The 22,419-nt window shown below is 68.5% G+C and carries 21 protein-coding genes; 11 read left to right on the top strand and 10 right to left on the bottom strand.

Translation table 11 applies throughout. From position 1 onward, the window contains the following. The first annotated feature begins 77 nt into the window (after nt 1-77). From ACXPWS_RS11810 to ACXPWS_RS11795, 4 genes are all read left to right on the top strand, one after another. Nucleotides 78-1,163 carry an S-(hydroxymethyl)mycothiol dehydrogenase gene (locus tag ACXPWS_RS11810; protein ID WP_458712608.1) on the top strand — a complete coding sequence of 362 codons (1,086 nt, stop codon included), beginning with the start codon at nt 78-80 and terminating at the stop codon, nt 1,161-1,163. Further along, the gene (locus ACXPWS_RS11805) at nt 1,163-1,786 is read left to right on the top strand and encodes an MBL fold metallo-hydrolase (protein ID WP_458712607.1); all 624 of its coding nucleotides are present in this window, start codon (nt 1,163-1,165) and stop codon (nt 1,784-1,786) included. The genes ACXPWS_RS11810 and ACXPWS_RS11805 overlap by 1 nt, the downstream gene beginning before the upstream one ends. A 2-nt stretch (nt 1,787-1,788) precedes the next feature. Next, the gene (locus tag ACXPWS_RS11800; protein ID WP_458712606.1) at nt 1,789-2,646 is read left to right on the top strand and encodes a DUF7161 family protein; all 858 of its coding nucleotides are present in this window, start codon (nt 1,789-1,791) and stop codon (nt 2,644-2,646) included. Nucleotides 2,647-2,709: 63 nt separating this feature from the next. Beyond that, the gene (locus ACXPWS_RS11795; protein ID WP_458712605.1) at nt 2,710-4,071 is read left to right on the top strand and encodes a styrene monooxygenase/indole monooxygenase family protein; all 1,362 of its coding nucleotides are present in this window, start codon (nt 2,710-2,712) and stop codon (nt 4,069-4,071) included. On the opposite strand, the gene ACXPWS_RS11790 is transcribed toward ACXPWS_RS11795, so the two are convergent. Beyond that, the gene (locus tag ACXPWS_RS11790) at nt 4,068-4,784 is read right to left on the bottom strand and encodes an SHOCT domain-containing protein (RefSeq protein WP_458712604.1); all 717 of its coding nucleotides are present in this window, start codon (nt 4,782-4,784) and stop codon (nt 4,068-4,070) included. The genes ACXPWS_RS11795 and ACXPWS_RS11790 overlap by 4 nt on opposite strands. A 67-nt stretch (nt 4,785-4,851) precedes the next feature. On the opposite strand from ACXPWS_RS11790, the gene ACXPWS_RS11785 reads away from it, so the two are divergent. After that, nucleotides 4,852-5,940 (top strand): class I SAM-dependent methyltransferase, encoded by a 1,089-nt coding sequence (locus tag ACXPWS_RS11785; protein ID WP_458712603.1) that lies wholly within the window; start codon nt 4,852-4,854, stop codon nt 5,938-5,940. Here ACXPWS_RS11785 and ACXPWS_RS11780 read toward each other — a convergent pair. From ACXPWS_RS11780 to ACXPWS_RS11760, 5 genes are all read right to left on the bottom strand, one after another. Then, nucleotides 5,937-7,475 (bottom strand): acetolactate synthase large subunit, encoded by a 1,539-nt coding sequence (locus ACXPWS_RS11780; protein ID WP_458712602.1) that lies wholly within the window; start codon nt 7,473-7,475, stop codon nt 5,937-5,939. The genes ACXPWS_RS11785 and ACXPWS_RS11780 overlap by 4 nt on opposite strands. Before the next feature lie 10 nt (nt 7,476-7,485). Further along, nucleotides 7,486-9,129 carry an Hsp70 family protein gene (locus ACXPWS_RS11775; protein WP_458712601.1) on the bottom strand — a complete coding sequence of 548 codons (1,644 nt, stop codon included), beginning with the start codon at nt 9,127-9,129 and terminating at the stop codon, nt 7,486-7,488. A gap of 69 nt (nt 9,130-9,198) precedes the next feature. Then, nucleotides 9,199-10,272 carry an NAD(P)H-dependent amine dehydrogenase family protein gene (locus ACXPWS_RS11770; protein ID WP_458712600.1) on the bottom strand — a complete coding sequence of 358 codons (1,074 nt, stop codon included), beginning with the start codon at nt 10,270-10,272 and terminating at the stop codon, nt 9,199-9,201. Nucleotides 10,273-10,289: 17 nt separating this feature from the next. Next, a complete protein-coding gene (locus ACXPWS_RS11765) occupies nt 10,290-10,997 on the bottom strand; it encodes a potassium channel family protein (RefSeq protein WP_458712599.1) in 708 nt (235 codons plus the stop codon). 22 nt (nt 10,998-11,019) lie between these two features. Then, nucleotides 11,020-11,553, bottom strand: a complete 534-nt coding sequence (locus ACXPWS_RS11760; RefSeq protein ID WP_458712598.1) for a hypothetical protein — start codon at nt 11,551-11,553, stop codon at nt 11,020-11,022. A gap of 63 nt (nt 11,554-11,616) precedes the next feature. On the opposite strand from ACXPWS_RS11760, the gene ACXPWS_RS11755 reads away from it, so the two are divergent. Both ACXPWS_RS11755 and ACXPWS_RS11750 read left to right on the top strand, forming a co-directional pair. Next, a complete protein-coding gene (locus tag ACXPWS_RS11755; protein ID WP_458712597.1) occupies nt 11,617-12,357 on the top strand; it encodes an SDR family NAD(P)-dependent oxidoreductase in 741 nt (246 codons plus the stop codon). Beyond that, on the top strand, nt 12,357-12,770 hold the full coding sequence (locus tag ACXPWS_RS11750; RefSeq protein WP_458712596.1) for a hypothetical protein: 414 nt from the start codon (nt 12,357-12,359) through the stop codon (nt 12,768-12,770). Before ACXPWS_RS11755 ends, ACXPWS_RS11750 begins: the two co-directional genes overlap by 1 nt. 4 nt (nt 12,771-12,774) lie before the next feature. Here ACXPWS_RS11750 and ACXPWS_RS11745 read toward each other — a convergent pair whose 3' ends face one another. After that, nucleotides 12,775-14,442 carry a hypothetical protein gene (locus ACXPWS_RS11745; RefSeq protein WP_458712595.1) on the bottom strand — a complete coding sequence of 556 codons (1,668 nt, stop codon included), beginning with the start codon at nt 14,440-14,442 and terminating at the stop codon, nt 12,775-12,777. A gap of 311 nt (nt 14,443-14,753) precedes the next feature. Between ACXPWS_RS11745 and ACXPWS_RS11740 the strand changes: the two genes are divergently transcribed. Together ACXPWS_RS11740 and ACXPWS_RS11735 are read left to right on the top strand one after the other, a co-directional pair. Beyond that, nucleotides 14,754-14,912, top strand: coding sequence for a hypothetical protein (locus ACXPWS_RS11740; RefSeq protein ID WP_458713794.1), 159 nt, complete (start codon nt 14,754-14,756; stop codon nt 14,910-14,912). Nucleotides 14,913-14,935: 23 nt separating this feature from the next. Beyond that, on the top strand, nt 14,936-16,348 hold the full coding sequence (locus ACXPWS_RS11735; RefSeq protein WP_458712594.1) for an NCS2 family permease: 1,413 nt from the start codon (nt 14,936-14,938) through the stop codon (nt 16,346-16,348). A gap of 417 nt (nt 16,349-16,765) precedes the next feature. On the opposite strand, the gene ACXPWS_RS11730 is transcribed toward ACXPWS_RS11735, so the two are convergent. Then, on the bottom strand, nt 16,766-17,422 hold the full coding sequence (locus ACXPWS_RS11730) for a maleylpyruvate isomerase N-terminal domain-containing protein (protein ID WP_458713500.1): 657 nt from the start codon (nt 17,420-17,422) through the stop codon (nt 16,766-16,768). 243 nt (nt 17,423-17,665) lie between these two features. Between ACXPWS_RS11730 and ACXPWS_RS11725 the strand changes: the two genes are divergently transcribed. Then, entirely contained in the window at nt 17,666-20,551 is a 2,886-nt protein-coding gene (locus ACXPWS_RS11725; protein WP_458712593.1) for an MMPL/RND family transporter, read from the top strand. Between the two features lie 3 nt (nt 20,552-20,554). On the opposite strand, the gene ACXPWS_RS11720 is transcribed toward ACXPWS_RS11725, so the two are convergent. Further along, complete coding sequence (locus tag ACXPWS_RS11720) at nt 20,555-21,019, bottom strand: SRPBCC family protein (protein ID WP_458712592.1); 465 nt, start codon at nt 21,017-21,019, stop codon at nt 20,555-20,557. 166 nt (nt 21,020-21,185) lie between these two features. On the opposite strand from ACXPWS_RS11720, the gene ACXPWS_RS11715 reads away from it, so the two are divergent. Then, nucleotides 21,186-21,458, top strand: coding sequence for a hypothetical protein (locus ACXPWS_RS11715; protein ID WP_458712591.1), 273 nt, complete (start codon nt 21,186-21,188; stop codon nt 21,456-21,458). On the opposite strand, the gene ACXPWS_RS11710 is transcribed toward ACXPWS_RS11715, so the two are convergent. After that, nucleotides 21,433-22,335: a hypothetical protein gene (locus ACXPWS_RS11710; protein ID WP_458712590.1), complete on the bottom strand. Its 903-nt coding sequence runs from the start codon at nt 22,333-22,335 to the stop codon at nt 21,433-21,435. The two genes, ACXPWS_RS11715 and ACXPWS_RS11710, sit on opposite strands and share 26 nt — an antisense overlap. Nucleotides 22,336-22,419: the final 84 nt, after the last annotated feature.

Here is a 22,419-nt window from a genome sequence, read left to right as displayed (position 1 = left end):
TCGAACCACTGATAGTAAACATGCGGGTGACGCGTCAGCACGCCCGGATCCCCTCCACACGAAAGGTCCAGCTAGGCATGAGTCAGACGGTGCGCGGCGTCATCTCCCGGTCCAAAGGTCAGCCCGTCGAATTGGTCGACATCGTCATCCCGGATCCGGGTCCCGGTGAGGTCGTGGTCGCGATCCAGGCCTGCGGTGTGTGCCACACCGATCTGACCTACCGCGAGGGCGGCATCAACGACGAGTACCCGTTCCTGCTGGGCCACGAGGCCGCCGGCATCGTGGAGACCATCGGCGACGGTGTCACCCACGTCGAGGTCGGCGACTTCGTCATCCTGAACTGGCGCGCGGTGTGCGGTGAGTGCCGGGCCTGCAAGCGCGGCCGCCCGCACCTGTGCTTCGACACCTTCAACGCCACCCAGAAGATGACGCTGACCGACGGCACCGAGCTGTCCCCCGCACTCGGCATCGGCGCCTTCGCCGACAAGACCCTGGTGCACGAGGGCCAGTGCACCAAGGTCGACTCCGCGGCCGACCCGGCGGTGGCCGGCCTGTTGGGCTGCGGTGTGATGGCCGGCCTCGGTGCGGCGGTCAACACCGGTGCCATCAACCGCGATGACACCGTCGCGGTGATCGGCTGCGGTGGCGTCGGGAACGCCGCCATCGCCGGTGCCGCCCTGGTCGGCGCGCGGCGCATCATCGCCGTCGACGTCGATGACCGCAAGCTGCACGTGGCCCGCGAATTCGGCGCCACCCACACCATCAACGCCAAAGACCTCGACCCCGTGGAAACCATCCAGGACCTCACCGACGACTTCGGCGCGGACGTCGTGATCGACGCCGTCGGACGCCCCGAGACCTGGAAGCAGGCGTTCTACGCCCGCGACCTGGCAGGCACCGTGGTCCTGGTCGGGGTGCCGACCCCGGACATGACGCTGGAGATGCCGCTGGTCGACTTCTTCTCCCGAGGCGGCTCGCTGAAGTCCTCCTGGTACGGCGACTGCCTGCCCGAACGCGACTTCCCCACCCTGATCAGCCTTTACCTGCAGGGCCGGTTGCCGTTGGAGAAGTTCGTCTCCGAACGCATCGCTCTGGACCAGGTCGAGGAGGCGTTCCACAAGATGCACGCCGGCGAGGTGCTGCGCTCGGTCGTGGTGCTCTGATGAGCAACGTGCAGCGCGTCATCACCAGCGGAACGTTCGAACTCGACGGCGGCAGCTGGGACGTCGACAACAACATCTGGCTCATCGGTGATGACTCCGACGTGATCGTCTTCGACGCCGCCCACACCGCTGCCCCGATCATCGACGCGGTGGCGGGGCGCAACGTCGTCGCGGTGATCTGCACGCACGGGCACAACGACCACATCACCGTCGCCCCCGAACTTGCCAAGGCCCTCGACGCCCCGGTGTTCCTGCACCCGGCCGACGAGATGCTCTGGCGAGTCGTACACCCCGAAGCCGAATTCCGCAGCGTGCAGGACGGTCTGGTGCTCACCGCCGGCGGCATCGAACTGCACGCCCTGCACACCCCCGGGCACTCCCCGGGCTCGGTGTGCTGGTCAGCACCCGCCCTCAACGCCGTGGTCTCCGGGGACACCCTGTTCCAGGGTGGGCCCGGGGCCACCGGACGCTCCTTCTCGGACTTCCCCACCATCCTGGAATCCATCTCCAAGAAGTTGGGCACCCTTGCGGACGAGACCGTCGTCTACACCGGTCACGGCGACACCACCACCATCGGCGGCGAACTGGTGCACTACGACGAATGGGTGGCGCGGGGCCACTAGCGATGCACACCGTCGACGCCGTCGCGACGATCCTGTTGTTCGTCGTCCTGCTGGGCTGGGTGGGCCTGTCGGTGTATGCGGGCGCCATGAGCGTCACACTCAGCGACAGCGGGGCGCCCGGCGTCGCGGCGCTCGGCGTGGTCCTGGCCGTCATCGGGATACCGGCGTCGGTGATCGGCGCCTATCTGGTGGCGATCGTATATGCCTGGCGGGCAGAGGGTTACACATTCCACTACCCGCTGATCGCCCTCGCCGGTGGCACCGCACTGGCCGCGTCGGTGGCCGCCGCGGCCTTCGGGCTGGTGCGGCTGGGGCTGCGCAGACACGGCATCGATGCGGACAACCGCCCGGCCGTGATGACCGCACCCGCGGTCTACACCTTCGCGCCGGTGCGTGAATACCGGGACGGCAATCTGGTCATCGAACTCGGCGTCGAACGCTCGACCGGCCGCCGCTACCTGAGAACCCCGATGCCGCAACGGGATGGCGAGTACCGCGAATACCACGGCATCGACCTCGCGATGAACGAGTTGTTCTGCGATGACCGCGAGTCGGCACTCGCCTTCGCCGCACAGTGCCGCGCGGGGCGCCACGAGGATCGCTGGCTGCCACCGCCCGGGGCGCCGGCGGCCGCGCCACCGTCCGCCGACCGCAAACATCTGGCCGGGAAACGGGCGGTTCTGCTGACCGATCACCCCACCGACGCGTCGGGTGTCCCGGTACTCGGCCTGCCGGTGGGTACCGCATTCGTCCGGATCGTCGGGAACCGCATCGACCCGGACGGCAGCCTCGCGGTCCGGCTCCCGGAAGAGGGCTCCACGGTCGTCTCCGTCGACGCCGGCCAGCTGGGTCTGCACTGATCCTTTGCGATCACGCTGAGCCAGTTTCTACCAACGCGCGGCGGGCACGCCGATAGTCATGCCATGACGACATCGAGTGGACGCTCCGCGGCGATCATCGGCGCCGGGCAGACCGGCGTGAGCGCGGCGCTGGGATTGGTGGACAAGGGCTTTGACGTCACCGTGTACAGCAACCTGGACCAGCAACAGTTGCGCGACGGCATCCCGGCCAGCGGCACCGCGCTGATCCTCGGCGCGGCCCAGCGCGCCGAGGAGAGCCTGGGCCTGAACACCTATCTGGCCACCGCGCCTTTGTCGACCGGTGAAAGTGTGCGGGTGGTCGACGCGGGCGCCGAGGCGATCGCCTTCGACGGCTGGTTCGACGGCTTTCGCGGGATCGCCGTGGACACCCGCCTCAAGGCCGACGACCGGCTCACCCTGTTCCGACAGCGCGGTGGCCGGTTCGTGGTGCAGGCGGTGGACCCCGAGGGCGTGGACGCGATCGCCGCCAAGGCCGACCTGACCTTGGTGGCCACCGGGCGCGGCGGATTGTCGGCACTGTTTCCCATCGACCCCGTCCGCACCTGGTACGACAAGCCCCAACGCAGTCTGCTGGCGTTCACGGTCACCGGGTTGCCGCACGGCCCGGAGGTCTTCGCGCATCGCAGCACGGCGGGCGGAGCACACAACGCACTCACCGTGGTCGCCGATCAGGGCGAGGTGTTCTGGGGTCCGTATCTGCACAAGGACGCCGGACCGACATGGGCGTTTCTCGGCTGGGCCCGCCCAGGAAGCGACTGGGAACGCCGGTTCGCCACGGTGACCAGCGCCGAATCCGCGCTGACCGTCGCCACCGATCTACACCGCGACTACATCGACTGGGATCTGCCGGAGGTGACCGAGTTTCGGGTCATCGAGGAGGATCCGTATTCCTGGCTGACCGGTGCCGTCACCCAGGTGGTGCGCGCCGGGGTGGGCCACACGGCGGGCGGACATCCCGTCGCCGCGCTCGGGGACACCGCGGTGGCGTTCGACCCGATCGCGGGGCAAGGCGCCCAGGGCGGCCTGATCCAGGCGGCCGGGCTGGTGCACCGGGCCGGCACGCACGACGGTCCCTTCGACACCGCCTGGCTGACAGCGGCTTTCGAGGAGTTCTACGACCACCGCGCCCGAGCCGCCCAGCAGGTCACCCGGCTGTTCCTGTCCGACCCGGAGCTGGCCGCCTACGGCGGTTTGTTCTTCGCCGCCGCCAGTGGGAGCAGCCGATTCGCCTCAGGCCTGCTCGGCCTGCTCGACGATCCCCGCCGGTTCGAGGTGGTGACCTCCGAAACCGCGGCCAAGCAGTTGATCACCGATCTCGCCGGTGAACCTGCCGACGAACTGCTGGCCCGGTTCGTTCCGGCGGGGTCGTTCCAGCGGTCCGGCTTGGCGGTGCCTGCGGCCTAGCTGTCCAGCAGCCGGCGTTTCTCGGCGTCGAACTCGGCCTGCGGCAGGGCGCCGGAATCACGCAGGGCGGCAAGTGTTTTGAGTTGCTGGATGCGGATGCCGTCATCGGTGGGGGTAAAGCTGGGGCTCGCGTCGATGGTGAAGGACGGCGCCGGGCCGCCCGGTACCGGGCGGCGGCGGACTTTGGCCGCCCACACCCGTGCGATGACCAAATCCACGACGGCGAGACCGAAAACCGCGGCGCACCACCAGGGCAGGTTGGGTACCGGGCTGCCGTGGCCGAAGGCGAGGCGGGGACTGATGAATGCCGTGACGTTGCCGTCGGTCGAGATGCGGTAGTCGCCCTCCCGGGCGATCCGGGCCACCCACACCCGCACCCGCGCATCGTTGTTGACGGTGGTGGTGCTGCCGATGTTCTCGGTGATCTCGGGTTCGGGCGCACCCGCCGGCGGGTCGGCGCTGAACTTCAGGTTCGGGATCGGCAGGCCGCCGCCGTTGGTGCTGCCGATGATCTGGGTGTGGAAGCTGATGGTGACCTCGCCGGCGGGCAGGTGCAGGGTGCGCCGGCCCGGGATCGGGACTTCGCCGTAGGCGTCGTACCTGTCGAGCACGAACGCGTTGAGCACCAGGGCGACGACGAATCCGATACCCGCCACGATCATGGTCACCACCGCGATGGCGGTGAGGAGCCTGGGCACAGTCGAGGCGCTCATGGGGCGAAGTCTGTCATGTCCGGCGTCCGGACGGTGCGTACCGCGACAGAGGACTACCGTCGTCGCTGTGTCCAGTCCGAGCCGCGAGTCCAGTGTGGTGGTGCGACCGATCCCACCGGGCAGTTCGTTCTATACCGCCGGTTCCCGGCTGCAGGCCGCAGGCCTGAAACAGGCCATCGCCATGTTCGAGGAGGCGGCCCGCGCCGTGCCGGTTCCGTCCACCCGCCGGCCGATCGTATTGGCCGACTACGGTGCGGCCAACGGGCACAACTCGCTGCTACCCATCTCCGCCGCCATCGCGGTGCTGCGCAAGCGCACCCGGCCCGAGCACTCGATCATGGTGACGCACACCGACGTCCCCGACAACGACTTCAGTGCGCTGTTCCGCATCCTCGCCGAGGACCCGGACAGTTACCTGAAGAAGGATCACGCCGCCTATGCCTCGGCGGTCGGCCGGTCGTTCTACACCCAGATCATTCCATCCAACAGCGTGAACCTGGGCTGGTCGGCGTGGGCGGTGCTGTGGCTGGGCCGCATGCCCGCCGCGGTGCCGGACCATATCCATGCGTCGTTCAGCGCCGACGCGGATGTGCGTGCGGCACACGACAAGCAGGCGGCATTCGACTGGCACGAGTTCGTCGCGTTCCGTGGCCGCGAGCTGTGCCCGGACGGCCGCACGGTGGTGGCCACCATGGCCTTGTCCGAGGACGGCGAGTTCGGCTACCGCCCGGTGCTGCAGGCGCTGATGGCCGAGCTGACCGAACTGGTGGCCCGCGGGCTGATCACCGACACCGAGCTGGGCCGGATGAACATCCCGATCGCGGGCCGGCGGGCCGGTGATTTTCACGCACCGTTTGCGCCGTCCGGGCGCCTCGAGCAGCTCGAGATCGAGCATCTCGAGGTGTTCGACGCCGAGGACCGGTTCTGGAATCAGTATCGGATCGACGGTGATGCACAGCATTTCGGTTCGGAGTGGGCGGCTTTCATGCGCGCCGCGGTGTTCCCGGCACTGGCCGGCGTGCTACCGGAGGACCGGCGGCAGGTGTTCTGCGAGGTGCTGCAGAGCGGCGTCGCGGCCCGGCTGGCCGCCGCCCCGGAGCAGACTCAGATTCCGCTGGCACTGGTGGTGCTGCACAAGCGGCCCAAACTGCACTAGCCCCAGGCGGGAATGGCCGCGTCGATGAGGTGCGGTCCGGGTTGGGACACCGCGGCCCGGAACTGTTCGGCCAGTTCCTCGGCGGTGCCGGCGCGGGTCGCGGGCACGCCGAATCCGGTTGCGATTGCGACGAAGTCGATATCCGGATTGCCCAGGTCCAGTAACGAGCGCGACTGCGGGCCGGTGGGAGCCGAACCGACCCGGGCCAGTTCCAGCTGCAGAATGGCGTAGGCGTGGTTGTTCAGGATCACCACGGTGATGTCGAGTCGCTCGCGCGCCATCGTCCACAGCGCCGAGATCGTATACAGCGCACTGCCGTCGGCCTGCAGTGCGATGACGGGACGGTCCGGAGCGGCGATCGCGGCCCCGACCGCCACGGGCAGCCCTTGTCCGATCGCACCGCCGGTCAGCGTCAGCACCTCGTGGCGCGCGGAAGCCGCCGTCGCGGCGGGTAGCAGCACACCACTGGTGTTGGCCTCGTCGACGACGACGGCGCGTTCGGGCAGCAGTGCCCCGATCACCTCCACCCAGTTGCCCACGTTCAGTGGGCCGGCCGGCAGTGCCGGCGGACTTTGGTCGGCCAACGCCAACTCCGGCGCTGCCAGCGCATCGGCAAGACGGTCCAGATCGTCGGGTTCCAGCGTGTGGACCTGGGTGCCCGCCGGCACCAGGCCGCTGGCCTTGCCCGGATAGGCGAAGAAGGCGACCGGTGACCGGGCCCCCACCAGGACCAGGTGGGCGATCCCGGCCAGCTGTTGCTCGGCTTGTTCGGCGAGGTAGGCCAACCGCTCGATCGGCGGGACCCCCGCCCCGCGCGCCAGCTTCGCCGGGAACGTCTCCACCAGAGCCTTACCGCCGACGGCGTCCGAAATACGCGCTGCCGCAGTGAGTCCGGCCTCGGTGGTGGCCGCTCCGCCGAGGAACAGCATCGTGGCGGTGCCGTGTGCGCGCAGCAGATCGGCGATCGCCTCGATATCGGTCGGTGGCTGGTCGGCGGGGGCAACCTCGGGCGGGGCGGGCTCCGCGGCCTCGGCCGTGGCCCAGGAGTAGTCGGCGGGCAGGATCACGGTGGCCACCCGGCCGGGCGGGCCCACGGCGGCGGCGACGGCGTCGTCCACCGCGGCGGTCAATGCCTCCGCGACGGCGGGCCGGAAGACCAGCCCTTCCGGCCAGCGGGCCAGCGCTTCGATATCGGATTCCAGCGGGGCGTCGAACTCGGTGTGATGCGTCGCGTGATCGCCGACGATGTTCACCACCGGACTGTGCGCGCGCCGCGCGTTGTGCAGATTCGCCAGGCCGTTGGCCAGGCCGGGACCCAGGTGCAGCAGGGTGGCCGCGGGTGCGCCGGTGATCCGGGCGTACCCGTCGGCGGCACCGGTCGCGACGCCCTCGAACAGGCACAGCACGGCACGCATCGCCGGGGTGTGGTCGAGGGCGGCCACGAAGTGCATCTCGGAGGTGCCCGGGTTGGCAAAGCACACGTCGATCCCGCCGGCCAGCAGCCGGCCGATCACCACATCGGCGCCGGTGTTCATTGGCTCCACCCTAGTGCGGAAGCCCTTGTCCCGGTTGCGGGATGAACGGTGGCAGGCCGGGGATGGTAGGGATCGGCGGGATGGTGGGGATCGTCGGGATGAACGGTGGTGGCGGCTGCTGCGTCGCGGGTGTCTCGGTGCTGGGCTCGGGCGACGGTGCCGGCGGCGGCGGCGCCTCACTGGTGGGCGCCGGCGTCTCGGTATTGGGCGGCGGTGCTTGCGTGACGGGCGCCTGACGGGTGACGGTGCGGGTCTGGGCCGGGGCCTCGGTCGCCGGGGCGGGCGCCTCGGCGGGTGACGGCTGCTGGGGCGCCGGCGAGGGTGTGACCGGGTTGGCGGTCGCGGTGGCCGTCGTCGTCTGCGGGGTGGGTGTCGGTGTCTGGTCGGTGCGCAGCACGAACACCGCCGCGGCAACGCACACCACGAGCACGACGGCCGCCCCGGCGCCCAGCAGCATCGCCGGTCGTCGATACCACGGGACCGGTTCGGGCTCGGGTTCTTCGGGATCCGCGAAGCGGACCTCGGGCCGTTCGGGTTCGGCAACGGAACGGGACAGGCCGGGGTCCATCTCGGGTACCTCATCGGTGTCCTGTGACCAGGCCAGGGCCCGGAAGGTGCTCGACATCGCCGGGTCACCCACCGGTACCGGTGGCGGCACCGGGGCCGCCACGGACATCGCGGTGGCCACCTCGTCGGCGATACCGCGGGCGGCCCGGAGCCCGGCGCCGATCGCCGCCGTCAGTTCCGGTTGCGGCATGGTGACCACCGGTACCCGGAAACGCTCGGACAGCGCCGTCGTCACGGCGGGAATGCGCGCACCACCGCCCACCGAGGCCACGGCCACCAGATCCGCCGGCCGGATCCCGCTGCGCCGCAACGTGTCCTGCAGGACATCGAGGAAATCGACCAGTGGTCCCCGCAACGCGGCATCCAGCTCGTCGCGGGTGATGCGCACCTCGGTGCGCTGCCCGGGGAGGTCCACCGCAACCGCGGTCGCCGTCGCGCCGGACAACCGCTCCTTGGCGGTCCGGCATTCGGCCCGCAGCCGGGTCAGTGAGCCGATCGCGGAAGTGCCTGTGGCGTCGACCGCCCCAGTCACCCCGCCGAGCACCTGGGTGAGCAAAGCCTGGTCGATCAGGGCCCCGGACAGCTCGGGGTGACGGACCGTCGGCGAGATCGGCTGGTATCCGATGGCCGCGTCGGCCACCGTGATGCTGGTACCGGTCCCGCCGAAGTCGCACAGCGCGATGACGCCCCGGGCCGGCAGCCCGGGGTTGTCGGCCAGCGCCACCAGTGCGGTGAGGGCGTCGGAAAACAGCGTCGCCGAACGCAACTCGGTGTCGGCGGCCAGGGCCGCGCGGACCGCGTCGACCTGGCGAGGATGCCAGTGCGCGGGATGACTGATGCCGGCGTGTCCGCCGCGCGGCCCGGTGACCGGGATGGCCCGCAGTGCCTCGACCAGTAACGCCTCCGCCCGGTGGGTGGACCCGTCGGCGGCGACCAGTCCGACCGGGTCGCCGACACGGTCGACGAAGTCGGTGAACACCATCCCCGACCCGCTCGTCAGCACGGCAGGCCGGGTCACCGCCGCCCGGCCCACCGTTACCGCCGCCAGATTGGTGGCACCAATCGACAGCCCTACCGCATCCGTCATCACACCGCCTTCAGCGAACCCTATCCGGTTATCCATCGGATTTGCCGGAGCGGTGTTACTCGGTACTGGTCAGCGGATGGTGCCGGCGCCTGGGATCAACGGAAGATCCAGCGCAGTGACCCAACCCGGGCCCAGCGCATTCACCGCGGGGACGGCATTCAGCGCCCGCAGCCCCGTTGCCAGGCACCCCGCGGCCGCCGCGTCCCGACCCGAACCGTCGGTGAACCGGAAGGCGGTCTCCTGCGAGATGCTGGGCGTGCCCTCGATGTCCACGCGATAGACGTCGTTGTCGTTGCCGGTCGGCCAGTCCGGCGCCGCGTCCAGGCCGATCCGGTTGACGTGCTCGAGTTGGATGCGGGTCTGGCCGCCGTAGCGGCCGTTGATGGTGAACCGGACCGCAGCGACATTGCCGGCCTCGATGACACCCTTGGCGGACTTGCGGTCCTCCGGCGTCACCCATTTCTCCCAGGTGGTGGTGATCTCGTCCAGGGTGATCCCGGCGGCATGCGCGATCATCGGCACCGTGGCGCCCCATGACATCACCAGGATGTCGCGGTGTTCCAGCAGCGGCGTGTACTCGGGCGGCTTGCCGATGCCCATCTCGAACTCGTAGTCACCGGTGTAGTTGGTGTAGTCGAGCAGTTCGGAGGCCCGCACCGTCCGGACCTCCGAGCACAGGCCCATCAGCGTCAACGGGAACAGGTCGTTGGCGAAACCCGGGTCGATCCCGGTGGTGAAACAGGACGCTCCCCCGGCAGCGCACGCTTCCTCGATGGGGGTGATCCAGGACGGCGGGTTGAGCGACATGTGCGGCCACACCCACGGCGTCATCGCGGTGGAGCAGACGTCGATACCGGCACGCAGGAAGCGGGTGATGAGCTCGATGTTGGCGTCGGCCTGCGCGGCGGTGGGCCCGTAGTGCACCAGTGCGTCAGGCGCCAGCGCGATCAGTACGTCGATATCGTCGGTGGCGGTCAGCCCGATCGGCGCGTCCAGACCGCAGATCTCACCAACGTCACGGCCCACCTTCTGGGGGTTGCTGACGCCGACCCCGACGAGTTCGAACCGGGGGTGCTTGACGATCTCGGCGATCACCATGGTGCCGACGAAACCGGTACCCCACACCACTATTCGCTTGGTCATTCCGGCATCGCTTCCTGTCAGTCCGCGCTGCGCATCCGGCGGATTTCCTCGCGGAGTTCCTCTATCTGGGCGGCCGTGGCGGCCTGGTTGGCAGTGTCCTCCTCGGCCACCCGCTCGACGATCCACGAGGCAAGCGTGGCGGTGACGATGCCGAGCAGGCTGATCCCGGCGATCATCAGCGCCACCGCGATCAGGCGGCCGCCGGCTGTCACCGGAGCCAGGTCGCCGTAGCCGACCGTCGTCACGGTACTGATGGCCCACCACACCGCGTCGCCGAATGAGGTGATCTGGGCGTGGGGCGCGTCGCGTTCGACGTCCAGGACGGCCAGCGACGCGGCGTAGACGATGGTGACCACACCACCGGCGGTGTAGGTGGCGACCCGGCCGCGGATGCTGTGCCCGACGACGCGCTGCAGCACCTCCAGCACCACCGCCAGGCTGAGCAGACGCATCGGCCGCAGCATCGGGAGCACGACGATGGCCAGGTCGAGCAGATTGCGCAGGAACCACTTTCCGCGGGGATCGGCAAGGTAGAAGCGCGCCAGATAGTCCGCGACGAACACCAGGTACAGCGCCACCAACGCGATGTGCAGCACCGCACTGCCGGCACCGCGCGGCTGTGCCAGAACCCGGATCGAATAACAGGCCAGGAACAACAGCGCAACGGCGGCCAGCAGCCATTCGGTCCGCCGTTCGAAGCGCTCGAGCCGGGTTTGATCAGTCATCAAGCGGAGCGTAATCCCGGGTTCAGAAGCAGCGGCGCAGACCGCCCGGCTCGCAGATGAGTGGGTACTGCTCGATCGGAATCGGCAGCTCCCCCTGGTAGGTCAGGGTGAACGGCTTCTTCTCCAATGTGGAGGGCAGACCGCACACCTGGTCGTGCGAGATGATGCGGGTGCCGGTCATCGTCTGGCTGTCGAACCGGAACGTCTCCATCAGCGGCTTGAGACTGCCGTCCGGGCAGGTCAATCCGTCCACCGAGCTGATGTTGTAGGCCCACAGCCCATCGGTGAGGACCGCGTCGCCGCCCTTGGCGACCTGATTCGGCGTCGAGCTGACGTGCAGACGGCACGCCACCGGGTCGTGGATCTCGGCCCGCAGATCCCCCACCACGGGCACGCAGGACGGGTAGATCGACCAGGTCGCGTCCGGCAGCCCCTCCTGGTGAAAGGTGTAGACGCCTTGCAACACCTGCTGATCCGCCCGCGCCGGGCCGGCAAATCCCACCAGCGCTGCGCCGAGCAGAACCGCACCGACGAATCCGGAAATGTACTTCCTCACCGTCGCAGTATTACAGGGCGCTTCTGGCACGTCCCGGGTTTGTCCCGTGAGAGAGTGCCGGGCATGAGCAAGCTGGACGGCAAAGTGGCGTTGGTGACGGGGGCATCGTCGGGGTTGGGCGCGGCGACGGCGAAACTGTTCGCCGAGCGCGGGGCGACGGTCTTCGGTATCGCTCGCGATACCGAACGGCTGGCGGAGGTGTTCGCCGAGGTGCCCGGCGGCCGGTACGCCTCGGTGGACATCGGGTCGGCGCAGGCCTGCCGGGACGCCGTCGCCGAATGTGTGGCCGAATTCGGGCGGCTGGACGTGCTGGCCAACGTGGCCGGCTTCCATCAGATGCGCCGGACCATCACGCTGACCGATGCCGAGTGGGATCAGGATCTGGCGGTCAATCTCAACGGCCCCTTCTACCTGTGCCGGGCCGCGCTGCCCCACCTGCTGGAGACCGGCGGCAACATCGTCAACGTCGCCTCGGTGGCCGGGGTGGAGGGTGAGGTGTACTCGGCCGCCTACTGCGCGGCCAAGCACGGACTGGTCGGGCTGACCCGGGCGCTGGCGGTGGAGTTCACCAAGGAGAAGGTGCGCATCAATGTGGTGTGCCCCGGTGGGATGCTCACCCCGCAGGTCACCGATTTCGCCGCCCCGGACGACGCGGACTGGGATCTGATCATGCGGATCGCCGCACCGCGCGGTTTCATGGATCCGGTCGATGTCGCCAAAACCATCGCCTTCCTGGCAAGTGACGATGCGGCGGCCATCCACGGCGCGGTGTACCGCGTCGACAACGGAAAGGGTGCGGACTGATGAGCAGCTCACCGGCAATACCGGATCCGGAGTCCGTGGGCACCGTCGGCAGCGTCGCGGTGCAGGGCTCCATCGCCACCGTCGGCAGCGCAGCGGTGGCCGGGTCCATCGCGACGGTCGGCAGCGCAGCGGTCGCGGGGTCCATCGCCACGGTGAACAGCGCGGGCGTGGCCGGGTCCATCGCCACCGGCGGAAGTGCCGGTGTGGCAGGCGGTTTCGCCGTGGTAGGCAGCGCCTTCTCGGTGCTGTGCGCGGCCATCGTCGGATGCGTGGCCTGTGTCGGTTGCGTGGCCTGCCGCACATGCCGGGCCTGCGTGGGATGCGTGGCCTGCACCGACTGTGTCGGGTGCATCGGTTGCGTGAACTGCTCGGGCCTGCGCGGCGCGGTCGGGCTGCGCGACGTGCACGCCTGACCGGTTACAGCCCGCGCCGGCGCCCCATCAGGACCACCAGGCCCACCGCGCCGAGGCTGAGCACCGAGCACGCCACCGCCGCCGCGATCAGGTACACCTGGTTGCGGTCCAACCCGGTATCGGTGGCGCTGTCCGAAACCAGCTGCAACTGGTAGTCGCCGGGCAGCGGTGCCTCCCGCGGTTCGTCGAGTCCGGGGAACTGCTGGGTCCGGTGTACCTCGAATTGCCGTTCACCGGAGCCTGATTGGGTCCACACACCCCAGGCCGGGGTGACGCCGTCGAGCAGCACCCTGCGCTCGCCGTAGCGGGCGTCGTCGCCGACGTCGACGATGCGCTGCACCCGGAACGGCTGGTAGACCGCTCGTGAGTACCGCACCTGCACGGGCACGTTGTCGTAACGCAGCACCGGCGGCGGGGGCAGCGGCGCCATCCCGACCGCGGGGATGAACCCGCCGCCGAAGAAGCTGCCGACCGCGACGTTGACCGCGGTGTTCAGCGCGTTCACCACCACGGCGGTGAAGCTGTAAGCGGCGAGTTCGGCCGCATACATGACGACCCGCTGCAACGGGTTGATCGTCACGATGCGCGGCGAGTTCTGGTAGACGTACACCACGCGCACCGGGTCCCGGTACGGGTTGAAGATCATCGGGCGGTAGTGCTCGTCGTACTGCACCCAGTCCGGCCGCCACTGCCGCACCTTGCGATCCCAGTCCAGGCCGTTGTTCCCGCGGCGGTCGAAGTCGGGCCGGTTCCAGTCCCGGCTGTCGGTGCGGTCGTCGAAGCGGTCGTCGTGCCGGTCGGACACCTTCAGCGACACGGCCAGTGCGGCGACGTCCTGCTGCGGTGCGGGTTCCGGCTTCTCCTCGATCGGTTTGGCGTTGCGCGCCAACTCGACGTCGGACTCGGGGGCGTCCAGCGTCTGCGGGCGCAGGGTTTCGATGGGCTTGGCCGCCTTGGCGACCGACGACGACGTCTCCGTCCTGGACGGAGTACCGGTCGGCGTGGCGGTCGTTTCCACCTCGGCGGAGGACGATGTCGACGGTGCGGGGGTCTGGTCGGACGGCGTCGGGACGGGCGGTGTCACGCTGGCCGCCGCGGACGTCTCCGTTGCCGGCTGAGCCGGTGCGGGCGGCGCCTCGGGTGAACTCGACGGTGCCGGCCGCTCATCGGTGCGCGCCACCCGGGGTGCGGGAGTGGGTTCGGCCGACGTCTCGGTCGGAGTGGCCTTCGAGGTGGGGGCCGGCGTGGTCGGGTCGACGACCTTGGTGGTCGTGTGGGTCGGCGCCGGCGTGGTCGTGGCGGCGGGCTTGGGTGCGACCGTGGTCTGCGGCGTCGACGGGGCCACCACCTCGGGGCTGGGCTCGGCGGCCGGTGTCACGGCGGGCTTGGGCGCCACCGTCGGCGACGGGGCCTGCACCGGGGCCTGCACCGGTGCTTGCACTGGTGTTTGCACGATGGGCGCGTCTACGACTGGGGCAGGTTCCTGCGTCGGTTTGGGCACCGGTTGCGTTGGGGCCGTGGGCGCTTCGACGTCACGGGTGGGTTCCTGCGCCTTCGGGGCCCGCGCTTCGGGCGTCTGCACGACGGTCGTGGTCGGCGAGGACGGGTCTGCGACTGCGGGTGCCAGCCCCGTTGTCAACGCGGCCATCGAGATGACCACGGTCGAAGCCACGCCGGCGACCACATGTCGCCGGGGGAACAGTTCACGCGTTGCACCCACCGTGCATCCACCCCTCTGAAGGTCCAGGGAGCGTGGCATCCCAGCCACAGCTGCCATGTTGCAGCCATCTCCCCCGACACTGGCCCGGGGCCAGCAGCTGTCTCGCATGGTTCATCGCCGCCCCGGCGGATGCGTTACAGGGACTACGTCACATTTTTCGGGCGGACATGGCGGGAACAAATCCGTGATCACCGCGGCGCGCAGTAAACTCACCCGGTGCGGACGGGCAGAATCCTTGCGGCACTGACCATTTGCGCCGCGGCGTGGTCGGCCGGCTGCGGCGGCCGGCCGACTTCACCATCAGCTATCTCATCGACTCCAATCAGGATCGCACCGCCGCCAATCCGCTGCCGAGCACCGTGATCTGCCTGCTGCAGGCCGCGGGCGGTGCACCGCTGAGCACATCGGCCCGCAGCGGCTGACCAGCACCCTTTAAGGTCGAACCGTGAATCGGCTGGACCGCTTTTTCGACATCAGCGCCCGGGGCTCCACCATCGCGGCCGAAATGCGCGGCGGCGTCGTGACCTTCATCGCGATGGCCTACATCATCGTGTTGAACCCCATCATCTTGTCCGGCGGCGCCGACGTCGCCGGCAACAAGCTGGACTTCACCCAGGTGTCGGCGGTCACCTCGCTCGCCGCCGGCGTGATGACCATCCTGTTCGGCGTGATCGCCCGGCTGCCGTTCGCCTTCGCGGCCGGCCTGGGCATCAACTCGTTCCTGGCGTCATCGGTGGTGGGATCGCTGACCTGGCCCGAGGCGATGGGCCTGGTGATGATCAACGGCCTGATCATCGTGCTGCTGGCGGCCACCGGGCTGCGCAGGTTGATCTTCGACGCGGTGCCCATGCAACTCAAACTGGCGATCACCGCGGGTATCGGGTTGTTCATCCTGTTCATCGGGCTCGTCGACGCCGGGTTTGTGGCGTCCACCGGCGGTCCGTCACCGCCGGTCGGTCTCGGTGGGCACGGCGCCGGTTCGATCACCAGCGTCCCGACGGTGGTGTTCGTGTTCACCCTGCTGCTCACCGGCGTCTTGGTGGCCCGCAAGGTGCGCGGCGGGATTCTGCTCGGACTGATCGTCGGCACCGTGGTAGCCGTCGTCATCGAGGCCATCTGGCACCTCGGGTCTGCCGCCGAGCGGGCCGGCGGCTGGGGCCTGTCGGTTCCCACCCTGCAGGGTGCGCCGTTTTCGATCCCCGACCTGTCCCTGGTCGGCGACTTCAGCTTGGACAGCTTCGGCCGGATCGGCGTCCTGGCCGCCGTGATGTTGGTGTTCACCTTGGTGTTCACCAACTTCTTCGACGCCATGGGCACCTTCACCGGGTTGTCGCGGCAGGCCGGTGTGGCCGACCGGCAGGGCAATTTCCCGCGGCTGCAGTCCGCGCTGGTCGTCGAGGGCGCCGGCGCGGTCGTCGGCGGTGCGGTGTCGGCGTCGTCGAACACCGTCTTCATCGAATCCGGCGCGGGTATCGGTGAGGGTGCGCGTACCGGTCTGGCCAGCCTGGTGACCGGCGGCCTGTTCCTGGCCGCGATGTTCTTGACGCCGCTGGCGGCGATCGTCCCGACGGAGGTGGCCGCAGCGGCCCTGGTCATCGTCGGCGCCATGATGGCCTCGCACCTGCGCGAGATCGATCTCGCCGACTTCTCGGTGGCCCTACCGGTGGTGCTCACCGTCGCGGTCATGCCGCTGAGCTATTCGATCGCCAACGGAATCGGCGTCGGGTTCATCTCATGGGCCATCGTGCGCACCGCCGCGGGCAAGGGCCGCGAGGTCAGCCCGCTGCTGTGGGTGGTGGCAGCGGGATTCCTGCTGTACTTCGCCCGCGGCTGGATCGACACATTGATCGGGGTATGACCCCCGGGTCTTGAGGTACAGCCCCACCGTCGCCGCGCCGGCCTCGACGAGCGCGAGCCCGGTGGCCCAGGCCATCACGACAGGCAGCGGGGTGGCGGTGCCGCCGGAGTGGTGATGCCCGGCGGATGCGGGCAGGTGCATGCCGATCATGGCGAGGTTCATCACCGCGACGGTCAGCCAGGCGCGGATCGTGTCGTGCCGCCACAGATCCCAGGCACACGACAGGCAACCGCCGATCATCAACACCGACAGCATCGCGGCCACCGGCCGCTCCGAGGCGCCGAGCGAGAAGGTGTGCAACACCGCTGATGCCAGCGCGGTCGCCGAGCAGCTGCGCCGGCCGACGGTCGTCAGGGTTGCGGTCCACACAATGAGTCAGACTCCTGCGTCGCCCGGAATTCATCCCCGCCGCGAAAATCACCCGACCGAGTGCGGCAGCCGGGTCGCCAGCGCCCCGAGTTCGGCCAGCTCTACCGGTGTCGGGGCGCGCCGTCCGGTGCCGATCAGCAGGGCGGCTTGATCGGCCAGAGTGGCCGGCAGCACCGTCCCGGTGAGTTTCTCGAAGAGTCCCCGCGAATGGCGCAGGGCCGCCACCGACGGTCCGCTTGCACTGCCCAGGTGTGCCGTCAGATCGAGGTGGTGCAGTGTCCATTCGAAGACATACGCGGACAGGAAGTCCTCGACGATCAGCACTTCACCGCGGGTACAGACCCGCCCGGCGGGATCGGCGAGTTCGGCGGCCCGGCCCGCGGCCGCACCGACGTCGTCGAGATGGAAGAGCAACAGCCCGGGGTCCTGGTAGGCCGCGGCAAGGCGCACGGTGAGCGCGTCGAGCGGGTCCTGGCCGTCCGGCGGCGCCGGACTGACCGTCCAATACGTCACCGCATCGCGGGTCGGCGACGCCCGAGTGGGGGTGGCCAGTGTGATCAGCACATCCTGGGCGTCGATGATCAAGTGACACAACAGGTCCCGGATCAGCCAACCCGCACATCCGGAGGGTTTCGCGAAGTCTTGGTGGTCCAGCGCGCTGACCGCGGTGCGCAACCGGTCCCATGATTCGCCGAACAGCTGCACCTGCGCCATGTCAGCGGCGCCTGCCGTCGCGCACTATGCACGCGACGTCGGCGCGCAACGGTCGTGAGGTGGCCATGAGCGAGCGGACATTCCCGGACGATGATCTGCAGACAGTCTCCAAATGCTAGCGAAGCAGGGCCGCCGGCCTACTGCAGACCGAGCGGGAAGGTCGTAGCTCACCATCATCTGACCGGATCTGGTACGAAAGAGGCGACCTCTACGCAATCAGGAGAGTGCCCCGACGTGCCCGCCCCTCCTTCGGTGACGGACCCGTCCCCGCCCCAGCACACTCGCACCGGTATCCCGAAGTGGATCCGCACCTTCGCCATCCCGATCATCATCGGCTGGATCGCACTGGTCGCGCTGCTCAGCGTGACGGTGCCACCGCTGGAAGTCGTCGGGCAGATGCGCTCGGTGTCGATGAGTCCGTCGGCCGCGCCGTCGGTGATCGCGATGAAGCGGGTCGGTCAGGTCTTCGACGAGTTCAAGTCCGACAGCTCGGTGATGATCGTGCTCGAAGGCGAGCAGAAGCTCGGCGCCGACGCCCACATCTACTACAACGACATGGTCGCCCGGCTGAAGGCCGACACCAAACACGTCGAGCATGTTCAGGACTTCTGGGGCGACCCGCTCACCGAAGCGGGGGCGCAGAGTCCCGACGGCAAGGCCGCCTACGTGCAGGTCTATCTCGCCGGGAACATGGGCGAGACGCTCGCCAACGAGTCGGTGGAGGGCGCCCAGAAGCTGGTCCGGGCGGTGCCGCCACCACCGGGCGTCAAGGTCTTCGTCACCGGGCCGTCCGCGCTTGCCGCCGACCAACAGATCGCCGGTGATCGCAGCGTCCGGATGATCGAGATGGTCACGTTCGTCGTCATCATCACGATGATGCTGCTGGTGTACCGCTCCATCACGACGGTGCTCATCGTCTTGCTGATGGTGGTGCTGGAGCTTTCGGCCGCCCGCGGTGTGGTGGCATTCCTCGGTTATCACAACCTGATCGGGCTCTCGACCTTCGCGACACAGTTGCTGGTGACCTTGGCGATCGCGGCATCGACGGACTACGCCATCTTCCTGATCGGCCGGTATCAGGAAGCCCGCAGCCTGGGCGAGGACAAGGAATCGGCGTACTACACGATGTTCCACGGCACGGCGCATGTGGTGCTGGCTTCCGGCCTGACCATCGCCGGGGCCATGCTGTGCCTGCATTTCACCAAGCTGCCCTACTTCCAGACCCTGGGCATCCCGATGGCGGTCGGCATGGTGGTCGCCGTCCTAGCCGCTCTGACGCTGGGCCCTGCGGTGATCACCGTGGCCAGCCGGTTCCGCAAGCTGCTCGAGCCCAAACGCACCATGCGGATCCGGGGCTGGCGCCGCCTCGGGGCGATCGTGGTGCGCTGGCCCGGTCCGGTGCTGATGGCGACGATCGCGCTGTCCCTCGTCGGTCTGCTCACCCTCCCGGGCTATCGCACCAACTACAACGACCGCAACTACCTGCCCACGGACCTGCCTGCCAACGAGGGTTACGCGGCCGCCGAACGTCATTTCTCGGTGGCCCGGATGAACCCCGAGTTGCTGCTCATCGAGTCCGACCACGACCTGCGCAATTCGGCGGACTTCCTGGTGATCGACAAGATCGCCAAGGCGATCTTCCGGGTACCAGGGATCGGCAGCGTGCAGGCGATCACCCGGCCCGACGGAAAGCCACTGAAATTCAGCACCATTCCCGCTCAGATGAGCATGGGCGGGACATCGCAGCAGATGAACGAGAAGTACATGGAAGACATGTTCGCCGACATGCTTAAGCAGGCCGGCGACATGGGCACCACCATCAACACGATGAACCGGATGATCGCGCTGATGACGGAGATGAGCGCGACCACCCACAGCATGGTGGGCAAGAGCACCGACATGGCCGTCGACATCGCCGAATTGCGGGACCACATCGCCGATTTCGATGACTTCCTGCGACCCATCCGTAATTATCTGTACTGGGAGCCGCACTGCTTCGACATCCCGGTGTGCTCGTCCATGCGCTCGGTGTTCGATGCCCTGGACGGGATCGACACGACCACGGATGCGTTCCAGAATCTGCTGCCCGATCTGCAGCGGCTCGATCAGCTGATGCCGCAGATGCTGGAGACGCTGCCCGCGCAGATCTCCACGATGGAATCCTCGCGCGACATGATGCTGCGGATGTACCAGACCCAGAAGGGCATCCAGGACCAGACCAACGAGATGCAGGCCAACCAGTCCGCCATGGGTGACGCCTTCAACGACTCGAAGAACGACGACACCTTCTATCTGCCGCCGGACACCTTCAACAACGCCGACTTCAAACGCGGGATGAAGAGCTTCATCTCCCCCGACGGGAAGTCGGTGCGGTTCATCATCTCTCATGACGGTGACCCGCTGACCGCCGACGGGATCAAACTGGTCGACGACATCAAGGCGGCCGCCAAGGAGGCCGTCAAGGGCACCCCGCTCGAGGGTTCCAAGATCTACCTCGGCGGTATCGCGGCGGCGTTCAAAGACATGCAGGAAGGCAACAACTACGACCTGTTGATCGCCGGCATCGCCGCGTTGACCCTCATCTTCGTCATCATGCTGATCATCACTCGCAGCCTCATCGCCGCGGCAGTCATCGTCGGCACCGTGGTGATATCGCTCGGCACATCATTCGGGCTGTCAATCCTGTTGTGGCAGCACATCCTCGGCATCGAACTGCACTTCATGGTGATGGCCATGACGGTGATCGTGCTGCTCGCCGTCGGTGCGGACTACAACCTGCTGCTGGTGGCGCGGATGAAGGAGGAACTGCACGGCGGGGTCAAGACGGGCATCATCCGGGCCATGGGCGGCAGCGGTTCGGTGGTGACCGCCGCGGGTTTGGTGTTCGCGTTCACCATGATGTCGATGGTGGCCAGCGAAATGACGGTGGTGGCTCAGATCGGTTCGACGATCGGCTTGGGCCTGCTCTTCGACACGTTGGTGATCCGCGCATTCATGACGCCGTCCATCGCCGCCCTGATGGGCAAGTGGTTCTGGTGGCCACAGGTGGTGCGGCAACGCCCGGCGCGCAGCATGCCGGCGTGGAAGAACCGCCACGATCGGGAATCCGAGTCGGTGTGAGCCTCAGGCGTGTTCGGCGATGCGTTTGATCGCCGCGAGCGTGGCCGGGATTCCGGCGGTGGCCGCCGCGACCTGTTCCTCGATCAAGGCGTCGGCGTGTTTCCCGAAACGCTCACGAAAGCCCTCGATGCCCGCCGGCCGGAACTCCCACGATTCGGTCAGCCGGGTGCCGTCGCCCTCGGGTTCCAGCGTGTACTGCCAGAACACCCAGCCGTTGTTCACCTCCCAGGCGAAAGCGCGCCCGGGATCGGCGGCCACCACCTGACTTCGCGTCTCCCAGGCGCGTTCTGGCGTTTCGTTGCGCCCGGTGAACCATGCACCGGCCTGCGGCCCGCCGCCCTCGTCCCACCAGCAGCCGCGGCACACCGGACTCCATTCGCCGGTGCGGGTCACGTCGGACACCAGCGCGTAGACCGCGGCGGGAGCGGCAGCGATCTCGATCGAGTCGGTGAACGTCAGATCTGACACGAAAGTCAGTGTGCCATGGAGTTCCGCGTTGATCGCCCGAGTCTCGTGGGTAGGACCGCCACCTCGGCAAGTGGCCAAAAGCGCGCGGTAAGCGTCCGTCGGGCCCACAATGAGCACTGCCGACCCTCATACGCATGTGGGACTGCCCCAACAGAAGGAGCGCGCCATGAGCCGACGGACCACCTCGCTGCTGTTCGCGGCGGGTCTCGCCACGGCAGCCACCCTCACACCGCTGCTCACCGCGCCCGTCTCCGGTGCCGACGTCTGCGCCGGTGCCGATGGCAGGCATTTCGCGGCGGGCGGCTGCACCGATATCGCCGGTGATGTCGCAACCGGCGCGGCAATCGCCGCGATGCATGTCCCCTACGTCCCCGGCGAGGTGCCCTGTTACACCGTCGAGGGCGTGCCGTACTTCACCCCGCCCGGGGACCCGTGCTGACGAAGACCCCGTCCAGCACGCGCCGTCGACCGGCGGCCTCGGCCGTCTTACGTGAGGCCGTGTTCAGCCGGTCGATGGTGCCGATCAAGAACTGACGGCCGTCGCGGCCCCGCTCGGCCGCCCAGGCGGCCTGTCCCGCGGCGGCATAGCCGTGGCCGTGGTGCGCCAGGTCGACCACCTCTTCGTTGATCACATCGCCGGTGATCCAGTCGATGGTGCCCGGCGCCACCGCAAGCAGTCCCACGACACCGTCGGCGGTACCGATGGCGCGCAATTGTCGGCGCGAATGCCATTGCCGCACATCGGCGGGACTCGCGGCGGAGACGTTGCGCGCCAAAGCGGGATCGAGCCTGCCGTAACGTGCGGCGACCATGGCCTCGGCGTCGGCAACGTGCGCGAAGTCTTCCAGCCAGACTCGCGCGGACGCGGGGTGCATATCGCAGTAGCGGGCCAGATAGACGCTCACGTCGAGCAGTACATCCGCACCGGCCAGCCGGCCGGGCTTGGTCCGCACCCGGAGAAACTGCGCATTGAACATCGCCCACTCCCGGGCGACACAGTCCCGCAATCGGCCGAGGTCGCCGAAGCTGTGGGCCACCACCTCCACGAACGGCCGGCTGATATCGCGGCCGTAGAAACGGATTCCGCCCAGCAGCGCTCCGGCGGAAGTGCTGATGCGGCGGTGCAGGTAGTCGTCGGTCCGCACCCCGGGCAGGTCGATGCGATCGGAGAACTCTCGGGCGAAACTCGCGTCGTGGGTGCGGGCTATCTGGCGGGCGAACCACTCCTCGACCAGCCCACGGCCGGCCCGGTCGTAGAGGCCTTGGGCGAGATCGAATTCATCGGTGAGCGAGGGCCAATCGGCGGAAAGTGGCATCGAAGCCAGTGAAGCCGACCGCGGCGCGGATGTTCAACCGGTTTTCCACGGATGTTTGCCGTCGACAGCGAAAAGCCATGGGCT

This window comes from Mycobacterium sp. BMJ-28 (genome assembly GCF_054404835.1).
This window is presented reverse-complemented; position numbering and strand designations above follow the sequence as displayed.

Excerpts from the sequence above, each read along its gene's own strand:
- ACXPWS_RS11810 (WP_458712608.1), top strand. The coding sequence starts at position 78 with ATGAGTCAGACGGTGCGCGGCGTCATCTCCCGGTCCAAAGGTCAGCCC.
- ACXPWS_RS11805 (WP_458712607.1), top strand. The coding sequence starts at position 1,163 with ATGAGCAACGTGCAGCGCGTCATCACCAGCGGAACGTTCGAACTCGAC.
- ACXPWS_RS11800 (WP_458712606.1), top strand. The coding sequence starts at position 1,789 with ATGCACACCGTCGACGCCGTCGCGACGATCCTGTTGTTCGTCGTCCTG.
- ACXPWS_RS11795 (WP_458712605.1), top strand. The coding sequence starts at position 2,710 with ATGACGACATCGAGTGGACGCTCCGCGGCGATCATCGGCGCCGGGCAG.
- ACXPWS_RS11790 (WP_458712604.1), bottom strand. The coding sequence starts at position 4,784 with ATGAGCGCCTCGACTGTGCCCAGGCTCCTCACCGCCATCGCGGTGGTG.
- ACXPWS_RS11780 (WP_458712602.1), bottom strand. The coding sequence starts at position 7,475 with ATGAACACCGGCGCCGATGTGGTGATCGGCCGGCTGCTGGCCGGCGGG.
- ACXPWS_RS11775 (WP_458712601.1), bottom strand. The coding sequence starts at position 9,129 with ATGACGGATGCGGTAGGGCTGTCGATTGGTGCCACCAATCTGGCGGCG.
- ACXPWS_RS11770 (WP_458712600.1), bottom strand. The coding sequence starts at position 10,272 with ATGACCAAGCGAATAGTGGTGTGGGGTACCGGTTTCGTCGGCACCATG.
- ACXPWS_RS11765 (WP_458712599.1), bottom strand. The coding sequence starts at position 10,997 with ATGACTGATCAAACCCGGCTCGAGCGCTTCGAACGGCGGACCGAATGG.
- ACXPWS_RS11755 (WP_458712597.1), top strand. The coding sequence starts at position 11,617 with ATGAGCAAGCTGGACGGCAAAGTGGCGTTGGTGACGGGGGCATCGTCG.
- ACXPWS_RS11750 (WP_458712596.1), top strand. The coding sequence starts at position 12,357 with ATGAGCAGCTCACCGGCAATACCGGATCCGGAGTCCGTGGGCACCGTC.
- ACXPWS_RS11715 (WP_458712591.1), top strand. The coding sequence starts at position 21,186 with ATGAGCCGACGGACCACCTCGCTGCTGTTCGCGGCGGGTCTCGCCACG.
- ACXPWS_RS11710 (WP_458712590.1), bottom strand. The coding sequence starts at position 22,335 with ATGCCACTTTCCGCCGATTGGCCCTCGCTCACCGATGAATTCGATCTC.